The following is a 20,772-nucleotide window of genomic DNA, read 5'->3' on the forward strand; positions in this document are numbered from 1 at the left end:
TATTCTTGTTCCCTATGATTGATAGTTATGAAAAATTCGTGATTTATCAAAGACACTATGCGTATTTTTAAGCCCAAAGGGACTTATTTAAACAGGGATGGAATCATTTTAGGATCGGAAGGAGCTCCCAAGGCTTTAAAAAATAAGTCCCGTTCTATTTGCACTGCTTTTGATTTAGTGGAATGTTGGTTCCGAGGTGATTATAATTTTTACAAAAACACTCTAATTCTTTTCTAATTCTCTATAACTGTGACCCAAAAATGTTGAAGAGGAGCAATATGCTTATAGAAAAAAATCGAGTCCAGGATCTTCCAAAATCAGGTGTGATAGATTGTTATGTCAGGCCAAGATTAATGCTACAAGATGACCAACCCTCAGCCGAAAGAGATTGCCTCTCCGAGGCAGAAACCGGATTTTTAGATATTGTATTCATCATAAAAAAATGTGATTTGCGAAAAAATATTTATCATTATAGTGTAGAATCATAATTATCTAATTCCAAGATTGAAATAACAATCTGAAACAAAAGACTAACCGAGATTTTTATGGTAAATAAGCAGAAGCTTTTGCAAGTATTTCCACATCTGAATTCTGAATTGATACTGGAAATTGAAGATAACGCATTGAAGAAAGATATACCCAAAGGAACAGAAATTTTGCGGGAGGGACAATATGTATCGGTTGTGCCGATTGTTATGGACGGGCTTATCAAAGTATTTAAACAATACGAGGAGAGAGACCTGCTGTTATACTACATCAAACCAAACGAAAGCTGTATTATGTCGTTTGCAGCCGGGTTGAAAAATGAGCCGAGTAATGTGTTTGCGCAAACTGAAGAAGATACGACGGCATTGTTGTTACCGGTAAAAAAAATATTCAGCTGGATAAAAGAGTACCCGGAACTGAACTCACTGTTTTTTCAGCAGTACAACATTCGTTACAGTGAATTGCTTGAGACTATACAACACGTCTTGTTCAATAAAATGGATCAAAGATTGTATGATTACCTGAGAGAAAAAATTGATCTCTTGAATAAAAATCCGTTAAAAATTTCTCACAGGCAGATTGCCAGCGATTTAGGAACGGCAAGAGAGGTTGTGAGCAGGGTTATGAAAAAGCTGGAACAAGAGGGAAAAGTGAAACAGCAAGCAAACGGCATAGAAATTTTAAAATGGTGACTACGGTCACTGAAATGAGAAATAATGTTGTTTAAGTTAAGTGAAGAACAGTAAAGAATTCTGAATCTAAGGTGGACGATATCCGTTTTCAGCAGATTCAGCATCGCTTAAGTATCACTATAAACCTTAAACAAACAGAACCATGAAAAAGAATATGGGTACGGCAGACAGAATTATCAGGACCATTCTCGCTGCTTTATTTGCAATACTATACTTTACAAATGTAATAACAGGAACCGTGGGTATCGTGCTTATGGTACTTGCAGGTGTTTTTCTGCTTACCAGCTTAATCAGCTTTTGTCCGCTTTATGCACCTTTTGGTTTAAGAACCTGCGCAACGGAAACATAAATCCTGTTTTCTATTTACTGAGTTTTTGTAAATATAACTTATCGAAAATCGCTACGTCGCTAAATCGAGATTCGAAAATCTAATCTTACGTTGAATCCGGTGCTCTTTTCTTGATGTAGCGATTTTTGAGATATGCGAAGTCCGATTTGACGATTTTAGTGCAGTCCAAACCCAGATCGAAAATCGTTACGTCGCTACATCGAGAATCGAATATCAGGTCTTACATTAGAACCGCAGGAATTTTTGATTTAGCGATTTTTGAGATACCCGATTTAGCAAACGTGTACTAAAAACGTCTAAGATCCATATACTACAACTCTTCCCGCAAGGCGATCCCTTTGGGAAAGGAACTTCGCTTCGCCAGGTTCTCTTGAAGATTGTTTTTTAATGAGCCACCTTAAAGAGCCCGCAGGTCCTTCAAGAGTGGTGGGTTGAAGTCGCTGAACTAATATTATTTATTTACAGAAAAATTAAATACATCAGGTCTGGAGTAGTGACCCACACAATCAAACATCCGTTTGGAAGCTATGATCTGTTGAAGATCAATATCAGCGTAAAGAATTTCCTTTTCCGCTTCCAGGGGACCTGCTAAAATTTGTCCAGTTGGAGCGATAATGCAGCTGTTTCCTGTATTGATCCACTCCCTGTCATCCGGATAGAGATTTTTAAAATCGTAATCATCAGGAATGTCATCTATTTTAAGAGCCATACACGTACTGATGACAAAAATCCCACCTTCTCTTGCGATGTGCTGCATGGATTGCAACCATTTGGGGCTTTTATCCCATGTTGGAGATGCAAGTATTTGCACTCCGCTTTCATAAATGGCCGTTCGGGCAAGGGGCATGTAGTTCTCCCAGCAGATTAACCCGGCAAGTTTGCCTGCTGAGGTATCGTATGATCTCAGCGTATCTCCTTTTCCCTGTGCCCAGATCAGACGCTCGCCACCTGTGGGAATCAGTTTGCGATGAGTGCCTATTATCTCCCCCTGATCACTAATAAATAACAGGCTGTTGTACAGGCTTGCCCCGCTGGTCTCGGAATTCCGTTCGTTCATACCCATCACAACATTCACCCCGGCTGTCTTTGCAGCTTTGCAAAGCTGGTTGGTCGATGAATCAGGTACAGAAACGGCATTTTCGACCAGTTTTATATAGAGCTCATTAAGAGCAGCTCCTTTACTGTTCGGAATCAGCCATACCCAATCCGGGTAACCGGAAAGAAACGCTTCGGGAAAGACAATTAACTTTGCACCATTTTTTCCGGCTTCCAGAATGGCCGAGCAAGCTTTTTCTACTGTTTTTTCTTTATCCAGAAACACAGGTGAAAGTTGTGCTGCGGCTACTCTGATAGTTTCGGTCATTAATTTATATTTTCAGGTTTTTTCTTGGCCCGGTCAAACCATTACTTCACTGATTTGAATAACAGGTTCAATATTGGTGAAATTTGGTAAATCAGCCATTATTTGTTCAGCATTCGGTCCAAATGAATTTTGAAATGAGTCCATTGATTCAAAATATAGATTTCCCATTGCAGCGAAAGTTGCCATAGATCCGGGTGCACCGCCTCCGAGGCCTTTTTCAACCGTTGCTCCTTTTATCGCATCGCCTAGTAATCCGGCTACCATCGATACATGTTGATTGCAGTAGTAATCTATATCAAAATTCTTCCCTTTTGCATTGGGGTATAACACACTTACTTTTATCATGCCTTTTTTCATATCACTTTATTTAACTATTATTATTTACAGAGCATGCAGGGACTTCAGTATACAATTGCAACTAAAGTCTATCTTTAGTGGCTGAACCACCGGTTTCTATCTATAATCATTCCATACATAATCCAAAGGCAATTCTGGGTAAGCAATTTGCCCAATTAGATTTTAATTAAGGAGAAATGTAGACACTACTTAAATACAAAAATTCTACTCATCGATTTATGACTTTTAAACCCAATGTTTGGATTTATCGATCAAATAAGTGAAAAGGTTATTTATATACTGAATTAATAATGTCTTTTAAGCCGGCTTTATATTCTGATTGATATGGAAAAAGTTGTTCGGATCATATTTGGCTTTTACCTTTTTTAATCGTCCGTAATTATCTCCATACGAAGCTTTAATCCTGCTTTCTCCCTCCTCCATCATGAAGTTCACGTAGGCACCGCCATCGGAATATGGTGTAATGCCATCATAGTAATTTTTGCACCATGTTGTAACAGTATCTGCGTTTTCAGGATCAGGAGAAACCCCAACAATTACCTGCGACCATCGTGCATCTCTTTTTGCCCAAGCAGTTTCACCGGGTTTCATATCATGAACAGCTCCGTCAATAGGATACAGATGAGTAGTTGAATGCATTGTTGGGATGTTGGAACCATGTCTAATATTTTCGCTAATGGCGTCGTCGGTTAGTTCTTTGATAAAATGGGCTCTCCAATACCACTGCATTCCGGATGGGTACAGTTCATCGAACATTCCGTTGAGATCGGGCATGGGAATTTCGCCGACAAAGTCGAGAATGGGTGGCCCAAATTCCCTGATCGGTTTGAACACCTCTTCAGCTTTTTCCATGGGTCCGGTGTAACACCAAACGATACCACAGACATTTTTTGAATGGAGGTGTTCGGGAAATGGATCACCGGGTGGGACAATCAGAAATGCAAAGAATCCATACAAGTCATTCGAGGCATTTTTTGTGATCTGATCGTAAAATTTCATTGCTTCGTGAGCTTTCTCCAAAGGCCAAAACATCGGACCAGCGTATACATTTTTAATTGGTAAAAGATTGAATGTAAATGAAGTTACAACCCCAAAATTTCCACCACCGCCCCGGATTGCCCAAAAAAGATCCGGATCACTATTTTTACTAGCTGTAACTATTTCGCCTGACGCCAGTACGACCTCTGCTTCTATTAATCGGTCAACCGTTAATCCACCTTTTCTGCTCAAGTATCCGATACCACCTCCCAATGTAAGTCCACTCACACCTGTAGTGCCAATAATTCCACCTGGCAGAGCAAGACCATACTCATGAGTAGCGTTGTCTACTTCTTTCAGTAAGCATCCTGCCTGAACAACAGCTGTTCGATTCTCGGGATCAATTTTAATGTCCTTCATCAGAGATAGATCGATAACCAATCCACCGTCAACCAGTGCCAGCCCTGCCCCGTTATGGCCACCGCCCCTAACAGAAACTTCAATTCTCTCGGTTCTGGCAAAATCAACGGCTGCCTGAACATCCTTTTTATTTTTACATTTTACAATCAACGCAGGGCGCTTGTCAATCATAGCATTGTAGATACTACGCGCATCATCATAAGCATCATCATTGGGCAGAATAATTTTTCCGTTTATTTTTTCCTTCAAACTGCTTGTTGATATAGGAGTTTTCATAATGTTATGGTAGGTTATATTATTTTTTGAAGCACTTCATTCATTTGCACCCTACAGAAGTTGATAAAACCTAAAAGTTCTCTTCATTTCATTTTTAGTGTAGGTATTATCGGTACTTTCAATTCAACCGAGAGCAGCATTCACATACATCATTATAATCCCTTGTCTCACTTTTTTTGGGACTATGATTCAAACTTCCGAAAAATAATATGTAGGAGCAGACAGTAGAAGTCTTGTAATAATGATTCAATAGTTTGTACTTTTGAATCATATTATGCTCAACAGAACAAAATCAGAAATCTGACAGGCACCTGAAAGGAAAAACTGCTCTGTCAGATTAATGAAAATTCGCTTACCCTTCATTTAAGGGTGAGTGATGCTCATGCACAATTTTCCAGTCTCCTTGATTATTTTTAACAAAAATAAGGCTGATCTGATCATTCACTACAGCCATCTCCTCTTCAAACTGCAGATGAAAATCTGAATGAAAGGTTACTACAGCTACATTGCCGTGATATACAGCTACCTTCATATCATTCGCGTCCATTTTTACAGCTTCTTTGACACTTCCAAAAACTCCGCGTTCAAAAGCTTCATTTTCCTCTCCGCCATTGCGGGGTGCGCCCTGCTTGAATTCCGTGAACTTGGGCCCGTATGCATGGAAAGAGATTAATTTGTCTATGTCACCAGCTATCACACTTTCAGTAATTTCCTCCATGGTTTGCAATACTTCGGCTTTTTCTGCCGGGTATTCAGACATAATGCCATCATTGGATTGAGCCTGGCAGGCTGTGAATGCCCAAACGAGGAGCAGGATACAGATCAGGAAAACTTTATATAAACTGTTCATAATAATCACCATTTTTAAGGTTAAATATTGAAGTCAGTTTATAGATAGTGCCGCGTTTGTTTCTCTTCCACCTCATTTGTTCCAAAAAATGCAACATATGTTGCATGCATAAAAAGAAGCAGAAAGTTCTGGAAAAAGTGCCTTAAACTTCGTTTTCTGTTGTGTTAACTACACTTTAACTTTGATTTTAGAAGGAGATATACCATACTTATTTTTGAAGCATTTGGCAAAATAGGATGGGTTGGAGAACCCCAATTCATAAGCTATTTCAGAGATTGATAACTCTCTCTCTTTAATCAAGTTGAGTGCATATCTGAGCCTGATGTCCCTGACAAATTGAACCGGAGAGGTGTTAGACATGGAGTTTAATTTCCGATACAACTGCGCCCGGCTTAATCGCATCTCTTTACTCAATTTATCAATGGTAAAATCAACGTTAGAAATATTCATGTTGATATGATCAAATAACCGGTGAATAAAACCCTGGTCTGATTTGTCGATAATGCTGATACCGGGTTCGTCCATTTCTGTTTTACATAAAATGCTTATCTCCTCAAATTCAATAGGTATTACAATCTTTCCATTTTCAGCAATTTTGCAATACCACATACTTTCATTTAAAGCCTTTTGGAAAATTTGGTCATCCGTTGTTGCAACCGGTTCTCCAATGCACAAGCCCATAGTAAACTTGAAGTTCCATTCATTAGATGTGTATTGAACTTGATGGGATTGAAATTCCTTCTGGATCTCTTTAGCACAGAGAATACAGCTTTCCGGTGTTTTAAAAACAGCAATGACTCGATCATAAGACAATTGGTTAACAATATTACCATTGTTTTTTAAAATGAATCGTTCAGCAGCTTCAAGTGGTTGCTGGGGCAGTTTTAGTTCATCAAAATCAATAAAGTCAGTCAACCGTGTAACGGCGTAAATATCCAGGGTAAGGATAAATCGAAAACCACCATCTGGATTTCCATTTTTATCTACAACTAAATCATCTCTGTCTCTCAGGTCTTTCCCCATAAAGGCTGAGTAAAGACCTCCCTCCACTTCCACAATATTGCACGTTTCTATCCCATTAGCTAAAAGATGTGTCTTACGAATGGCTTCCTTATTTGGGGCCTTCATCAAGCAAAAAACTTTACCGCTCTCTTCATTTACCCAATAGGATATGTACTTTACATCATACTTTTCCTGAACAGCCAAATCTTTCAGATGAGCTTTTTCAGCTTCATGTATTTTTATTCCCGGCGTATCGTGGCAATCCATGTATAAAGGCATAGTATAATTTATTAGAAGAGTGAATGTTATAGAATAAATGCGATAAAATTACCATTAATGCCTCATTTAAAGGCTAAAAAGCTTTTTAAAATTATTATTGGAGTCTCTTTAATTCCTATAAAAACGGTTAGCCAAACTATACGGCTACATTCGAAGCCTTCACTCCATATTTTTCACGGAAACATTTTGAAAAGTACGAGGGGCTATTGAACCCAATTTCCAGGGCAACTTCAGAAAGGTTGTACCTGTTTTCTTTTATGAGCGAAAGAGCCTTGATCAATCGTATGTCTCGAATAAATTCAACAGGTGAACGACCGGTAACTGCCTTGACCTTTCTGTAAAGTTGAGACCGGCTGATCCCAATATCACGACAGAGTTTTTCCACGTTAAATGTATGATCGGCACAATTCTTCTCGGTGATATCAAACAATTTCTCAAGAAACTCTTCGTCTTCCGATTGTATTGATTTTAAGGCTGAACTGCTATATTGCTTCTCCGGCAACTCACTCAATTTACTAATCATGTTTGATGCAACTATCTCTCCATCAGACGCAATTAAGCTAAGGCGTTTTGCAAGAAGTATGGTATCCTCAAAAAATTGATCGCTCATCGTAACAGGTTGGCCACCACCAACCCCGATTTTGAACCTGATATTCCAGGTTTCATCATCCGGATTCTTCATCCTTTTTAATAACTCTTTTTGAATCTCGATAGCACATCCTAATGCTTCTTCAGCTTCTGTAAATACACACAGGATACCATCATAATCTCCGCTTTTAATCTCCCGACCTTCGTATGACGGGATAATTTTCTGAATCATTTTTTTGGGCATACCAGGAATAATCAACTGCTTCAGATCATCTGATCCGGTAGCTGTTGTAATTCCCAGGATATCAATCGCAAGAACAAAGCGGTAAGCTTTATCTAAATCACCATCTTTAGCAAGTACAATTCCATGATCAACTTTGGGCGATTCACCCATAACCAGTTTATAAAAACCGCTCTCAACCTTTACAATATTACAGGCAATATTTCCATGGGCTTCCTGGTGAACGGCTTCACAGGATTGCTTATCAGGTGCCTCAATGAGACAGAAGATGGTTCCGGCTTCCTGGTTCACCCAAAACTGGATATATTTGACCCCGTGCTTATCCTGTACGGACCTGTCTGCCATATGACCCTGTTTCACTGCATCGATGCTAATATCAGAAATGATATGATAATCCATGAATAAGGGCATAGCAGCATTTTTTTAATGAGTAAGGTTTACTAATGTATAAAATTAGCTTGAATCATACTTTAGTATTCTGATTACGATTTATTTGATATACCGGTATTTAGAGCTATTGCCAAATTATTCCAGTTATTTATAAAATTGATAACCGTTATGATCATGATCCTGCAAGTGGAATTCATAGGTACCCCAGGCGGTAGTAAACGGTTCAATTCCATGCATTTCACTATTTGTTAGCTCATTAGCCAATTCATCCACATCATCTACTAAAAATCTGAGTGTGGGCCGGTCAGTTCCGGTTGGTAGATTAGACAGATCATTCCATTGAATATGAACCTCAACCGAATCACGAGACACGCCTGCATATGTTGTATCATCCGGATTATCCCGGAACGTTACTTCAAACCCCAGGACTGTTAAGAAATGAATGGTTTTGCTAACATCAGAAGACATGATTACTGGGTGTATTTGTTGAATTATTGCCATTCTGTCTCCATACTTTATTTGTTTACTTGGGTATAATCACTACGTACGAGAGGTACAATGATTTGTTTTCATTAAATTTAATTAAGTACAATACAGTTCTTGGCGTTAATTACATCAGACATACAACTTTCCTACAAAATTAAATTGTAAGTTCAGAGTGTGGTATTGGCACTAGTATAAAAGGAGAGAACAGATGAAAACAACGAATTTATTCACACTCGTATTTTTAACTGCTTCATTGGCGGTCAGCACGTTTGGCCTTGAACTATCAGCACAGGAACTGAACAACAATCCCGAATTGGACGAACAGGTTCAGACTTTTCTTGATGAGAACCGACGTAGCTGGCGCGACATGAATATTCCCGCGATAGATGGGCAAATCCTCCATGATATCATTGTTGAGAACGGCTACACCCGGGCGCTAGAAATTGGGACTTCAACCGGGCATTCAGCGATCTGGATTGCCTGGGCACTCAGCAAAACCGGCGGAAAACTGATCACCATCGAGATTGATGAAGATCGTTACAATGAAGCCCTGGAAAATTTTGAGGAAGCCGGGCTCTCAGAATTTATCGATGCAAAACTCGCAAATGCCCACACACTTGTTCCCGAACTGGAAGGTCCATTTGATTTTGTTTTCTCAGATGCGGACAAAGACTGGTACACCAATTATTTCAAAGCGGTGGATCCTAATCTGGTAGTTGGAGGTTGCTTTACTGCTCATAATATTGGCAGAGGCCGTGGTGGTACTACTGAGTTTTATGAACATATATCCAGTCTTTCAAATTATGAGACTACGCTGAACAGCACCGGGAATGGGGTTTCGATTAGTTATAAAAGAGGGGAGTAAACCTTTTGTTGGTTTTTGTATTTAGAAAATCTCCCCTTGAGCTGAGTCCGCCTTGAGGCGGGAGGGGTGTAGCCTGCTCCTGTATTCTGTAATCAGATCGTTAAATCGAATATCGGACATCTCAAAAATCGTTCAATCAAAAAAGCACTTCCGGTTTTATAGATAGGCTTGATATTCGATTTTTGACATAACAACGTAGCGATTTCCGATCTATAAATTGTAAATCCCTACATCGGAAATCGAAAATTTCATTTCGCTTAATCATGCGAGAGCTACAGCTTTATAAGCTTTTCCACTTTAAAATCAGCTCAAAATCAAAGAAAATTTCATCTCATCATTTTTTTGCAAGATTTTTTCGTCTCGATTGTCTAATTAGTAATAGATTGATTAGCAGCAGATTTACGATGCTTTCATGGCTGAAACAACAGATCAAAAAACATTGAACTTTGATGAGCTTTATGAGGAGTACGGCGATCGAATATTAAATATGGTATACCGTATGACCGGTGAAGAAGAGGCTGCCAGGGACCTTACGCAGGATATCTTTATGAAGGTTTATGAAAACCTTGAGGATTTTAAATATCAATCCAGCGCATATACCTGGATTTACAGAATTGCCACAAACCATACGCTAAACTATCTGAAGAAAAGAAACAGGTATAAGTGGTTGGATCTGTTAGAGCGATCTGTTTCGGAAGTGATTCAATCGGAGACACCCATATTTGAATTTTGGGGTAACGATGGATTTGAATCGCCAGATATGAAATTAGAGAAGGAGGAACGGGAGGTGCTGGTCTGGAAACTCATTCAAAAACTCCCGGTCAAATACAGGCTGCCGCTGGTTCTACAGAGGTACGATGAAATGGGAAATAAGGAGATCGCGGATGTAATGGATCTCAGTATCAGTGCCGTTGATTCCAGGATTTATCGAGCCAAAAAGAAATTATTGGATCTCATGAAACCGCATCTGGAGGATTTAAGAGGTTAGTTTAAAAGAAAAGGTGATAACATGATGAGTAACAGAAACCACGTAAAAAAATATTTCCTTGATTGGTTGGAAGGACACCTTGATGAAGACAAGGAAAAAGAGATCAACCGGCATTTAAAACAGTGTGAATCTTGCCATTCATACTTTCAAACCATGCAAATTATCATGGAAGAACCGAGTCCCGAACGGCTGCCAGATTTAAAGAGAGATCCATATCTGCCTGTTCGGATTAAACAGAAAGCATTCAAGAGTTCTGAACAGGATTCGGTTTCAATTTTTGGTCTTTCGAAAGCACTAACCGGATCACTGGTTGTGCTGGGACTTCTCCTTGGATTTTTAACGGGACAACTGCTGGTGTATCACACTGAAACTTCACAAGATGTTTCCGAACAAACCTCGGTTTCAGAACTGTATTACGAGGGGATGGTTCAGCCGAGCTTAGGATCAAATTTTGAACAAGTATTAACAGAAATGGAAGGTGATCAGCAATGAAAGTAAAAACAATGGTCGGTACACTCATCTTTTTAATTGTTCTGAATATTGGGGTTTTAGGGACGATCGTGTATCTGAATGTAGCCGAACGTGTGCCTCCAATTGCGAGGTTTTTAAATCCCGAACCCCGATTTGAACCCCCTTTTGCCGGCGAAATGAAACGTATTGATAATCTAACTCCGGAACAGCAGCAAAAGATGGTTCAACTCGTACAATCCTATCAGTCAGAAATAGAACCTATGCAGGAAGAGATCCAGGTTCTTGAACAAGAGATGTTTCAATTACTGGTCGATCAGGAGGAGGTTGATTCCATTGGGACTGAAAATATCTTGCGTGAAATTGCAGCTATTCGATTAGAGATTAGTAAGCATGCTTTGGAGAGTCTGCAACGTTCAAAAACATTTCTGACTAAAGAACAACAGAATAGCTTTATAAGGAGGATTATGTCGACTGGCCGCAGGCCCAATTTTGGTCCTGGGCTCAATGGCCCCAACCCACCTATGTTAAACAGGCCTTTTGACAATCAGTAAAGGAGTATTCGTAACTGCGATTCATGCCTACAAAGAATGAGTGTAGCCTAAATTGATTCTCCGTAACAACTCTAACCTTCTATAGAACCGGAAATTTTCGATATAGGTCGCCCGGTTCCAATGTGGACAATTTTCAATCTGATTTATCCCATCCTGCTGTCCAATTCGTATCCATACAAAAAAATCAAATAATTTTGCAAGGAGTTGGAGTTGCTGTTGTCTAAAGAAATAAGCAGCAAACATTAACAAAAGAAAAAAGAGGAATAACATGGTTAAACGAATATATAAAACTGTTCTGGTACTTTTTTTATTAGGCACAACCTCATGCTCTGATGCATTAAACTCGACTACAGATACAACAGCCGAACTGGAGTTTATGGAACCGATGACTTCGGCACTCATGTCTCTTGAAAGTAATGAGGCAAGTGGAAATGGCATTTTTATACTGAACTGGAGTGCTCTGAATCCCCGGTTTTTAAAAGACAATGAAAACAAGTTGGGATTAGCGATGGCCATCGGTTTTGATGAACAAGTTTCATTCAAGCCACCCTATCATACCAGCACCGTGGATATGGGATCTGTACGCATAGAATCCGCTCAAGGGGAATCGGTTGGATTGAGTAAACAATCCAGTCGATTTTCAGGTGAACATACGGTCTACAGCCATCGATCTTTCGGTCCGTTTTCAAATGAATCATCTCTCAGTTATCAAGCTGACGCTGAGTATACGATCAGTACAACGGGTTCAGAGACTTTTCCGGCTCTCAACCTCAAAGCGACTACACCAGAGAAGCAAGTGTCGATTGTTACCCCCTCCTCAAATCGCATGGAGAACCATTCAGGGGGTGTTGAATTGAGCTGGGATGCGGTATCCGGAAAACCTGTGGCAATCCATATTCGTCCTTCGTTCAATCCAAAAGAAGGTGAAAAACCGGGGAAATTCAACAGGGAAGATTCAGAAATGATCCTGTTGGAAGATCAAAATGGAACATATACGATCTCGGGAGAAACCCTGTCTGAAATTGCAGATCGTACGGGAGCACATACACTTCACATATCAGTCGGACAACTCCATGTGAATGATGTTGAGTCCGGTGGCCAAACATACAGGGTTATTATGAGATCATCTGATCATCTTCGAGTTGATTTAGATTGATATCTATTCTGGCTGATCTAAACTGGCAGAGATTCTGATGAATTCCTGCCAGTTTTCTATTTGATGAATGTATGATGAGGATCAACAAGGTCTCTAATTAATGTGAATTAATTTCGTTCTCTTAATCTCTCATAAGACTCCTCCAAATCAATAATCGGCTCAGGATAATCTTCTCCAAGTACTACATCATACATCTTCATCTCTTCGGAATTTTGCTCATGAAATTCCGGTAGCAGTTTGCCGGGAACCTTGCTCAATTCGGGGAGCCAATGTTGCATGTATTCGCCGTCGTGGTCGTATTTCTTGGCTTGGTTTACGATGTGGAAATAGCGATTTCGGGGATCTGTGCCTACACCGGCAATGTATGCCCAGTTTCCGTAGTTAGAGTACACGTCGTAGTCAATCAGTTGTGATTCAAACCAGGCCGCTCCCCAGCGCCAGTCGATACCGAGATTTTTGGCCAAAACGGAAGCAACATTTTGTCGTCCGCGGTTCGACATAAAACCGGTATGTTTGAGCTCACGCATGTTGGCATCTACAAAGGGGAAACCGGTAGTTCCATCTGTCCATCGATTAAATATTTCGGCATCATGTTTCCAATCAACTTGCTTGTCTTGAATTCCACCGGGATAAAAAATCTTCGGATCATGCTTCACAAAAAGGAATTTCCAGTAATCCCGCCAGATCAGTTCAAAAATCATCCAGTATGTCGAGCGGTTATTGACCCGTTCGTGTTCATATTTTTTGACTTCTTTGTGGATCATTCGCGGTGAAAGAGCGCCAACTGCCAGCCAGGGAGAAAACTTGGAGGAGTAGTTCGCACCTAATAATCCATTTCGGGTTTTCTTGTAATTTTTCAGGTGATCACCCTCCCAAATGTAGTCGTTCATTCGCTTGATACCTTCCGTTTCGCCGCCTCTAAATCGAAGGACCGCACGGTCGTCGAATTCGGTTTCTCGATCGTATCCCAAATCTTCAAGTGATGGAATCGTGGACTCACCGGACTCAAAATTCTGAGGGAGTGGAGGAAGCTTGTCCGGAATAGATAGTGGATCTCGAACAACAGATTGTTTCTCACACTTCTTTCGGAATTTCGTGTACACATCCGGAATTTCAGACCCTGAAAACGGTATATCACTCAACTGGTAAAGCGTGGAGCCCCAATATGAATGGACATCTACATCGAGTGTGATTTGGTTTTTGATTTTATTCCGAAGTGCCCGCTCTTCATAAGCCGGCTCCGCCTGGTGATAGAGATCAGTTATTTGATATGTATCGATCAATTCCGGTATCAGTTTAGCCGGATCACCGACAAGCACAAGAAGTTTTGAATTTAGGGACCGAAGCTTTCCATCCAGATCTGCTAATGTCTCCAACAGAAACTGTGCCCGCCGAATCTCCATTTTTTTAAAACCGAGTTGAGGATGGGGTTCAAAGAGAGATTCATCGATCACATAAAGTGGTAGTAGTGTATTGGAATCCAGTGCTTTTGAAAGTGGAATGTGGTCGTGGAGCCGCAGATCGTTGCGGAACCAAAGTAAACTGTTCTTCATGGAAGTTGTGCTGTTTTTCGTATCAAACGGGCAGAGTGTTGTTCAGCGTTCCTATCCTTATTGTCCTTAATCTCAATCATCAAACAAAGCCTCTGAAAAAGCGTTTCGAAGAAAAATGAACCACAACATTTTGAATGTAGACTGAATCTAAGTTTCCAAACGGTTATCAAATGAATACGTCTAATCATCAAATAAATAGACTTTAAACGGTTAAAAAAGCGAGTGAACAGATGGCTAATAATCATAAAAACAATAAGAAAAGCATTCACTACTATATGCGCGTTCTTCACCGGGATATTGGATTTTTAATTCTCGGACTGATCGTAATTTATTCAATCAGCGGAATCGTGCTTACATTTCGAGATACGAATTTCCTGAAAACCGAGAGACAAGTTGAGCAACAACTGGAACCCAACCTGCAGGCGAATGAGTTGGCAGAAACACTTCGGATGAGAAGATTTAGCGTGGAAAGCGAAGACGCAGAGATCATCGATTTTGGAACAGGTACCTATAGTAAAGAAACCGGTTTGGCTACGTATTCAGTATATCAGTTACCGGTGATTCTCGAACGGTTTAACGATCTGCACAAAACAATGAGCAGCGGGGCCGCCAGTCCGTTTACCACAATGCTCGGCTTTTTACTGCTGTTTATGGCGGTATCATCTTTTTGGATGTTCAAAACAACGACAGCTCAATTCAAACGAGGGATGATTTTCACGGCGGTTGGAATAGTAGCCTCCATTGCTCTGTTAATATTTTAAAGTGAGGGTTTGGCTTAGGGATTCAAAGAAAAGCAACGGGATGCGTGTAAAGAGATCAAATTTGATGTAAAAGGAATCTGCGATCTCTGATATGGGTAAGTGATCTAAGATCTTTAGAAAGATGCAATTCACTATTTATCAAGCATCAACGAGAATCATCACTCCAAACCATAATCTCCGAAATACCGGTGTATCCATCTGGTCGATGGGTTAACATCAACCTAATTTTGTTACTTACCACAGGTTCTTCAAGAATAAATGTATTTAGTGCCATTGGCGTCGGTTTTTCTGAACTGCGTCTCTGTACCTCTGCGGTATTCCATTCTCCCTGATCTAAGTATTGAATTTCAATCGAGGCAGGGGCACCGGCGCGTCCACGGTCTCCGGCAAAAATTATATCGATCCCTTGGATCGGTTTCCTGGGGCCTAAATTGATCTCAATCCAGTCAATTTTGTTGGGTGAGTTTTCGGATGTCCATGCCGGGCTGTTGTTATAGGGAATGAGGTGCATCATATCACTCACATTTGTTAGACTTGAGCCGGGACTTGTATAAGATGCCGAGAAGATCGGGTAGAGTTTACCATCGGGGTTGTACGCCAGGTTTTTTATTTCATCAGTTGGTTGAGCCAGTGGGAATTCAGCAGGCCCCCAAGCTTCAAGTTCGGTGAGTCCGACCGCTTGATTGGGTTGAGGGGTGAGTTGGACTCGGATTCTTGATGTGTTTTGTGGCTCGGTAAAAGTGATGATGTTTGGTTTCTTTCCAACAGGGGATTGTGGAGTGTGGTTTGTGGATGAATGGGATTGCCATTTGTCGTCATTCCAGGTTTGGATTTCATAACCGGTTGGCGGTACGATCTCTTCGCCGTCATCTAAAAAGTAGAGTTTGATCTCGTTAATCGGGCGCTCCACGCCAAAATCTACTGCAATCCACTCTTTGTCGCTACCCGATTCTGAAACCCATCGATTGGCCGGTGTTTCGTGGTACCAATAATTTCCTTCATTGGCATAGTATGATGAATGCCCGGTTTGATAGGATGACACGGTGATATGGGGAAAGAATCCGCGTCCGTTGTTTACTGCATAGTTGACGGGGGGTTGGTGTAGAGTCTGATCTTCGACTGGCTCAATCGATACTTCCAGTTTCTGAATGGTTTCAGAGGATTTCACTTTTTCTCCATCCACAAAAATCATCAAACCTTGTCCGCGATTGTAGTGAGACCCATGACGATCCCAAACAATTGACAAAGAGTGACCGTGGTAGTCCACATCTTCAAGGGCAAAATAATCCCAATCTTCAGGAATCAGCGGATTGAGAACGAACGAGTTTTCAGCCTGCGGACGCAACCCAACCAGCCCGGTAATCACATTATTGATATACCCTGAATGCAGATAGTGCTCACTGTGGTAGTGGTCATCGTGGCCTTCCCATGACCCGGTAAATGGATCGGCAGCTTCAGCGATATACGGCCTGCCGTCTTTTTCGTGTGTTTTTGCATAGATTTGCAAAATGTCGAGATAATCATTGTTGTCAATCACATCCTGATCATAGTTGTTCAAGAGGTTAGCCATCGCAACCAAAGTTTGAGTATTTGCATAGGGCCAGGAGTTTCCGCTCCAAACACAGCAATCATCGGCAACCAAGAACTGTGGATCGTTTCTTTCAGTGGTTGTAGGTCCATATTCCGAGTAGAAATAATTCTCATCCATCAGGTATTTCCAGGCTTCTTCATATCCCGGATCTGGCAGATTGAATTGCCATGGGACAAATCCAATCGCCTCTCGCCCGTGCGGACTGCCGGCATAAAGTCCTGTTTCATAGGTAAGTGAATACGCTTCGATTCCGTCTTTTTCATCAAACGCAAACTGGTGGAAAAAGAATTGGCGATCTTGATTCCAAAGTTCTTCCTGGACTCGCTCTTTTAGTTTTTCGGCTTTTTTGGTGTATTCTTTGGTCCGATCGGTTTCACCAAGCAGGGCAGAGGCTTTGGAAAGTGCTAAAAGATCGGCGTACATATAACTGTTGAGGGTGGGACGGAAGCCATCTCCGCCGTCAAATTCCCGGTCAGTTTGCCGCCCGTTGATGTTCAACTCCATTCCATCGTGCATGCCATCCCACATAAACATGCCATGGCCGGGTTCAAAATGCTCCTTTTCAAAACCGTTGTACTGCTGAATCATATAGGGATAAACAGTCTCAAGAAAATTCTTGTCTTGATTCACTTTGTAGACCGCCCACATCGAATCGCCGTACCAGTTGCTGTAACTCCGCGGTTCTGCACCCGGAACTTCAAACCAGTATCGGGCAAAATCATTAACAATTTGTGGATTTTTTAACCATCTCACCTCGTAAAACTGGTGCCCCAGCGGGCAACTGATCGCACCATAAGTTCCGGACCAAAATGGCCGATTGATAAACTCGGTAAAGGTATACCCGTGTTCAGGCGAACCGTAGATCAGGTGTTTGGTCATTACCTCCCAGCGGTAGTAGTAGATTTCGGTAAATGCTGAATCCGGAGAATCAAAAAAGGGAATATTCTCTTTATACCAATCCCAGTCTTGATTATCCCACCAACTGTATCGGTCCAGGATTTCCTGTTTATCTAAAATGGAGGATTGCTTTGTTTGGCAGTGAGCAATTGAAATAAAACCCAAAAGCATAAGAGCGGCTGTGGCAATTCCAAACGAAGTTCTCATAGAAGGTATTCAGGTTTTTAAATGAGAAGAATTGCCACGGAATCTCAGAAAGTCTTAAAAAAACGGGGAGTTCTTTGTTTCTATGGCAATGATATTACTGGATAATTTATGGATGAAGAATCAGTCGTCAAAATATAATCAGAGAAATGCATATACCAGGAGAGCACCAAGGAGAATCGCCAAAATCGCACCAAAGTACCGGAATGGTTTAATAAAATTTACAGCCCAATCAATCAATTTCCGGAAATTGTTATGCCCGATCAAGATTAATGCAATAGCAGCGATAATTGCAAACCAGCCTAAAGTTTATATAGCAATAGGGTAATGAGAGATTGAAGCATAATAGATCAACAGAACTCCAAGAATCAGCCGAAGTGTAATTGCAAAGATGTGGAGCTTATAATTATTTGATTCACGTTTGAGGTAATCAAAAATGGAGTCCGGTTTAATTAGTATCCCAATTCCGGCGAGGATGATCAGAACTCCGAAGAGGATGATAATTAGATCCATTGTTGGATTAAAAAATTACCTGCTTGTCTGCGATAAACCACATTTGTTTTGGATCGACTGAATATCCTGATCACTGAGTTTAAGTCTCTCTTCATTTTGCAGACGCATATTATAATTCATAATAGAAACGGGATTTTCATTATGGCTTAATCCCAAAACATGGCCAAATTCATGGGCCAAGACTAATTTCAGTTTATCAAGGTTTTCGAATTGATAGATATTCACTTTTTTTTGATTCCCGACATTGGTATAAAACCCCTGGAAAAATGTTCTCGACTGCGAGTAACGGTTTCGATACTGGAAAACATATTCATTCACTTCATCAGCATAATCATTCAGTTCTTCGGAGAGACGATTCAGATTCTGTTCCTCAGCCGTTAACTCTTCCTCCAATGGATCGAGTTTTTTCTCCAGGAACTCCATCTCTTTCTTCAAATTCTTTAAATTTTCATCATCATCCCGCGAAACAATTCCGTTGTTGGTTAACCGGGAGAGACGGAGATTATATTCATTTACTTTGTTTGCATATTCCGTAAATGTGGTGTTGTATTGATTTAATTTTTCCCGAAATCTTACTGACTCCTGCTGGTAGTCTACCCTCATGGAGTAGTATTTCTTTCTCATCTCGTTGATCTGTTCGGAGAGCTTTTGTTCATTATCGGTAAATTTTTGCTCTTCACTGTAAATTAGGTTAATAGCAACTTCACCGCTGTCACTATACTGGAGCAGATTTTTTTCAACCGCATCAGACCAAAGGTTCTCAATATTCCTCATGATATTTTTTAACTCAGTTTCCTTGATATTGAAACGAGAATCTATGGTACCAATTCTCCAGGTAATCGGTTCTGAACATTCCGAAGAAATTGTATCGAGTGGGGCAGGGGGGGAGTTTGCTGAAACAGATAAGCCGGTGCTCTCTAAGAATAGCAGAAGTGAGATCAACAATATGGGCAGCGTAAGTCTCATTCTCGAATCATTAAGAATTTTCGGCTAATACAGTAATATAACGATTTGATGAGCATTCGATTTTATTTTTTTGGAGTTGCTTATTGAATGGCTTTCACCTCGACGCTTAATGGTTCAGCATTACCCAGTGGTTTGATGAACAGTGTTGCTTCAGAATCACCTGATCTGTTTCTAATCCATGTTACATCAATGGGAATATCCTGCCCCGGTGCAAGGATGAATGGAGTTTTCATTGGCAGATCAAGCTCAAAATCTGTGGTATTATCTAACTGGATATAACTGATTAAACTGGCTTGGTTCCCATTTTGACTACTCAAAATAACTTCTTTTCCACCGCGCTCACCCCCGGAAAATGAAATTGATTCAGACGAAACTGTCAGTTCAGCTTTGGTGAGCGGATTATTAGGGAACTCAGGATTTTCTATGTTCGAAAAAACTTCAAATGAAGTAAGCTCCGGTCCGCCTCCGCGATCACCACTTCCTGCGCCAACCACAAGCATATCCCCAACATTTATTGCTTGCGTGCCATGTCGTCCACGGTTCAGAGAGGGAAGAGATTCCCAGGTTCCGTTTGATATATCCAGGACTTCCACTTCGTTGTGAGCAGTTTGCTGGCTGCCACTTTCCCCGCCAATAATTACCACATTATTTTGGTGAACGGCGGCAGCAATTCCGGCTCTTTCAGTTGGAATATCCCCGTCGGGAGATGGAAGTTCTGTCCACTCTCCGGTATCGAAGTCATATATATTTGTTTCGCTGATGGTTGTTTCAAACCCTCCGCCGCCGTATCCGGAGCGGCGCCCGCCTGCAACAACAAGTTTGTCATCAACCACAGCAGCATGAAGATGATCCCGTGACCTGGGTGCATTTGGCAATTCACGCCATAAATTGGTTTTCGGATCAAACTCGTCCAGCCAGCTCACCCAACCGGATGTGTGGCCATTGATAATTCCACAGGCTACATAAATTTTACCATTGTACACTACGGTTCCGGCAGCACCACGTCTGCGATTTTCTGGAATTTCAGGCCCGGTACCCCATTTATCCAAAACCGGATCGTAAATGAGAATATGAGAAAGCGGTGTTTCATACGGCCATCCACCGGTCATTGCACCAACAACGTACACAAGGCCATGCAACTCTACAGCCTGGATGTGATGAATTTCAAACGGCGGTTGAGCTCCCTCTGTCCACTCGTTCGTTTGGGTGTCATAAATATCTACCGGCTTCATTCCGCGTCCGCCAATCAAAATAAACTTATTGCCGGCTTGTACCAATGCATTCTCGTGCCTTTCGGTGGCACTGCCATAGGCTTCAAGTGTGTGCCAGTTGTAGGTTTGTGCGGTTACTTGGGTAGGGAAAAATGCTAAAATTGCAAAGAGCAAAGAAATAATAAGGCTTTTGAAATCCATTTTTAGAGGAATGATGTGGAGAATTAATAAACGTTTTTAAAAGTATAATGAATTACAGTTGAAGCTTACAACTACAAGGCTCAAAAG

Annotated in this window: 21 protein-coding genes; 9 read left to right on the forward strand and 12 right to left on the reverse strand. The window is 41.0% G+C overall.

All coding sequences use genetic code 11. The annotated features are described in order from the left end of the window. Positions 1 to 545: 545 nt before the first annotated feature. Positions 546 to 1,178 carry a Crp/Fnr family transcriptional regulator gene (locus L6773_RS10175; RefSeq protein ID WP_237854030.1) on the forward strand — a complete coding sequence of 211 codons (633 nt, stop codon included), beginning with the start codon at positions 546 to 548 and terminating at the stop codon, positions 1,176 to 1,178. 142 nt (positions 1,179 to 1,320) lie between these two features. After that, positions 1,321 to 1,527, forward strand: a complete 207-nt coding sequence (locus tag L6773_RS10180) for a YgaP family membrane protein (RefSeq protein ID WP_237854032.1) — start codon at positions 1,321 to 1,323, stop codon at positions 1,525 to 1,527. A 451-nt stretch (positions 1,528 to 1,978) separates the two neighbouring features. Here the strand turns inward: L6773_RS10180 and L6773_RS10185 are convergent, their stop codons facing one another. The 7 genes from L6773_RS10185 to L6773_RS10215 all read right to left on the reverse strand — a co-directional run bounded on the left by L6773_RS10185 (position 1,979) and on the right by L6773_RS10215 (position 8,739). Continuing rightward, entirely contained in the window at positions 1,979 to 2,890 is a 912-nt protein-coding gene (locus tag L6773_RS10185) for a carbon-nitrogen hydrolase family protein (protein ID WP_237854034.1), read from the reverse strand. A 33-nt stretch (positions 2,891 to 2,923) separates the two neighbouring features. Then, positions 2,924 to 3,235 carry an EthD family reductase gene (locus L6773_RS10190; RefSeq protein ID WP_369431562.1) on the reverse strand — a complete coding sequence of 104 codons (312 nt, stop codon included), beginning with the start codon at positions 3,233 to 3,235 and terminating at the stop codon, positions 2,924 to 2,926. 309 nt (positions 3,236 to 3,544) lie between these two features. Continuing rightward, positions 3,545 to 4,921: an FAD-binding oxidoreductase gene (locus tag L6773_RS10195; protein WP_237854038.1), complete on the reverse strand. Its 1,377-nt coding sequence runs from the start codon at positions 4,919 to 4,921 to the stop codon at positions 3,545 to 3,547. A gap of 352 nt (positions 4,922 to 5,273) precedes the next feature. Beyond that, positions 5,274 to 5,771: a YybH family protein gene (locus L6773_RS10200; protein WP_237854040.1), complete on the reverse strand. Its 498-nt coding sequence runs from the start codon at positions 5,769 to 5,771 to the stop codon at positions 5,274 to 5,276. Between the two features lie 168 nt (positions 5,772 to 5,939). After that, entirely contained in the window at positions 5,940 to 7,052 is a 1,113-nt protein-coding gene (locus L6773_RS10205; protein ID WP_237854046.1) for a nickel-binding protein, read from the reverse strand. Between the two features lie 136 nt (positions 7,053 to 7,188). After that, positions 7,189 to 8,292 (reverse strand): nickel-binding protein, encoded by a 1,104-nt coding sequence (locus tag L6773_RS10210; RefSeq protein ID WP_237854048.1) that lies wholly within the window; start codon positions 8,290 to 8,292, stop codon positions 7,189 to 7,191. A 123-nt stretch (positions 8,293 to 8,415) separates the two neighbouring features. Next, the gene (locus L6773_RS10215) at positions 8,416 to 8,739 is read right to left on the reverse strand and encodes a VOC family protein (RefSeq protein ID WP_237854050.1); all 324 of its coding nucleotides are present in this window, start codon (positions 8,737 to 8,739) and stop codon (positions 8,416 to 8,418) included. Between the two features lie 226 nt (positions 8,740 to 8,965). Here L6773_RS10215 and L6773_RS10220 point away from each other — a divergent pair, with 226 nt between their 5' ends. From L6773_RS10220 to L6773_RS10240, 5 genes are all read left to right on the forward strand, one after another. Beyond that, the gene (locus tag L6773_RS10220) at positions 8,966 to 9,622 is read left to right on the forward strand and encodes an O-methyltransferase (protein WP_237854052.1); all 657 of its coding nucleotides are present in this window, start codon (positions 8,966 to 8,968) and stop codon (positions 9,620 to 9,622) included. 412 nt (positions 9,623 to 10,034) lie between these two features. Next, positions 10,035 to 10,610 (forward strand): RNA polymerase sigma factor, encoded by a 576-nt coding sequence (locus tag L6773_RS10225; protein WP_237854054.1) that lies wholly within the window; start codon positions 10,035 to 10,037, stop codon positions 10,608 to 10,610. Positions 10,611 to 10,631: 21 nt separating this feature from the next. Then, the gene (locus tag L6773_RS10230) at positions 10,632 to 11,102 is read left to right on the forward strand and encodes an anti-sigma factor family protein (protein ID WP_237854056.1); all 471 of its coding nucleotides are present in this window, start codon (positions 10,632 to 10,634) and stop codon (positions 11,100 to 11,102) included. Next, entirely contained in the window at positions 11,099 to 11,632 is a 534-nt protein-coding gene (locus tag L6773_RS10235) for a Spy/CpxP family protein refolding chaperone (RefSeq protein ID WP_237854058.1), read from the forward strand. Before L6773_RS10230 ends, L6773_RS10235 begins: the two co-directional genes overlap by 4 nt. Before the next feature lie 268 nt (positions 11,633 to 11,900). Beyond that, positions 11,901 to 12,788 (forward strand): hypothetical protein, encoded by an 888-nt coding sequence (locus tag L6773_RS10240; RefSeq protein WP_237854059.1) that lies wholly within the window; start codon positions 11,901 to 11,903, stop codon positions 12,786 to 12,788. Between the two features lie 107 nt (positions 12,789 to 12,895). Here the strand turns inward: L6773_RS10240 and L6773_RS10245 are convergent, their stop codons facing one another. Beyond that, positions 12,896 to 14,341, reverse strand: a complete 1,446-nt coding sequence (locus L6773_RS10245; protein ID WP_237854066.1) for a DASH family cryptochrome — start codon at positions 14,339 to 14,341, stop codon at positions 12,896 to 12,898. Between the two features lie 230 nt (positions 14,342 to 14,571). On the opposite strand from L6773_RS10245, the gene L6773_RS10250 reads away from it, so the two are divergent. Next, entirely contained in the window at positions 14,572 to 15,102 is a 531-nt protein-coding gene (locus L6773_RS10250; protein ID WP_237854068.1) for a hypothetical protein, read from the forward strand. Positions 15,103 to 15,247: 145 nt separating this feature from the next. Here L6773_RS10250 and L6773_RS10255 read toward each other — a convergent pair whose 3' ends face one another. From L6773_RS10255 to L6773_RS10265, 3 genes are all read right to left on the reverse strand, one after another. Then, positions 15,248 to 17,797 (reverse strand): MGH1-like glycoside hydrolase domain-containing protein, encoded by a 2,550-nt coding sequence (locus tag L6773_RS10255; RefSeq protein WP_237854077.1) that lies wholly within the window; start codon positions 17,795 to 17,797, stop codon positions 15,248 to 15,250. A 306-nt stretch (positions 17,798 to 18,103) separates the two neighbouring features. Beyond that, the gene (locus L6773_RS10260; protein ID WP_237854079.1) at positions 18,104 to 18,307 is read right to left on the reverse strand and encodes a hypothetical protein; all 204 of its coding nucleotides are present in this window, start codon (positions 18,305 to 18,307) and stop codon (positions 18,104 to 18,106) included. Between the two features lie 15 nt (positions 18,308 to 18,322). Further along, entirely contained in the window at positions 18,323 to 19,171 is an 849-nt protein-coding gene (locus tag L6773_RS10265; RefSeq protein ID WP_237854279.1) for a matrixin family metalloprotease, read from the reverse strand. Between L6773_RS10265 and L6773_RS10270 the strand changes: the two genes are divergently transcribed. Beyond that, a complete protein-coding gene (locus L6773_RS10270) occupies positions 19,125 to 19,301 on the forward strand; it encodes a hypothetical protein (protein WP_237854283.1) in 177 nt (58 codons plus the stop codon). The genes L6773_RS10265 and L6773_RS10270 overlap by 47 nt on opposite strands. 52 nt (positions 19,302 to 19,353) lie before the next feature. On the opposite strand, the gene L6773_RS10275 is transcribed toward L6773_RS10270, so the two are convergent. Next, positions 19,354 to 20,685 (reverse strand): Kelch repeat-containing protein, encoded by a 1,332-nt coding sequence (locus tag L6773_RS10275; protein ID WP_237854081.1) that lies wholly within the window; start codon positions 20,683 to 20,685, stop codon positions 19,354 to 19,356. Between the last annotated feature and the right edge of the window lie 87 nt (positions 20,686 to 20,772).

Origin of the sequence: Rhodohalobacter sulfatireducens, from assembly GCF_022012475.1 — a bacterium.
Taxonomy (GTDB): domain Bacteria; phylum Bacteroidota; class Rhodothermia; order Balneolales; family Balneolaceae; genus Rhodohalobacter; species Rhodohalobacter sulfatireducens.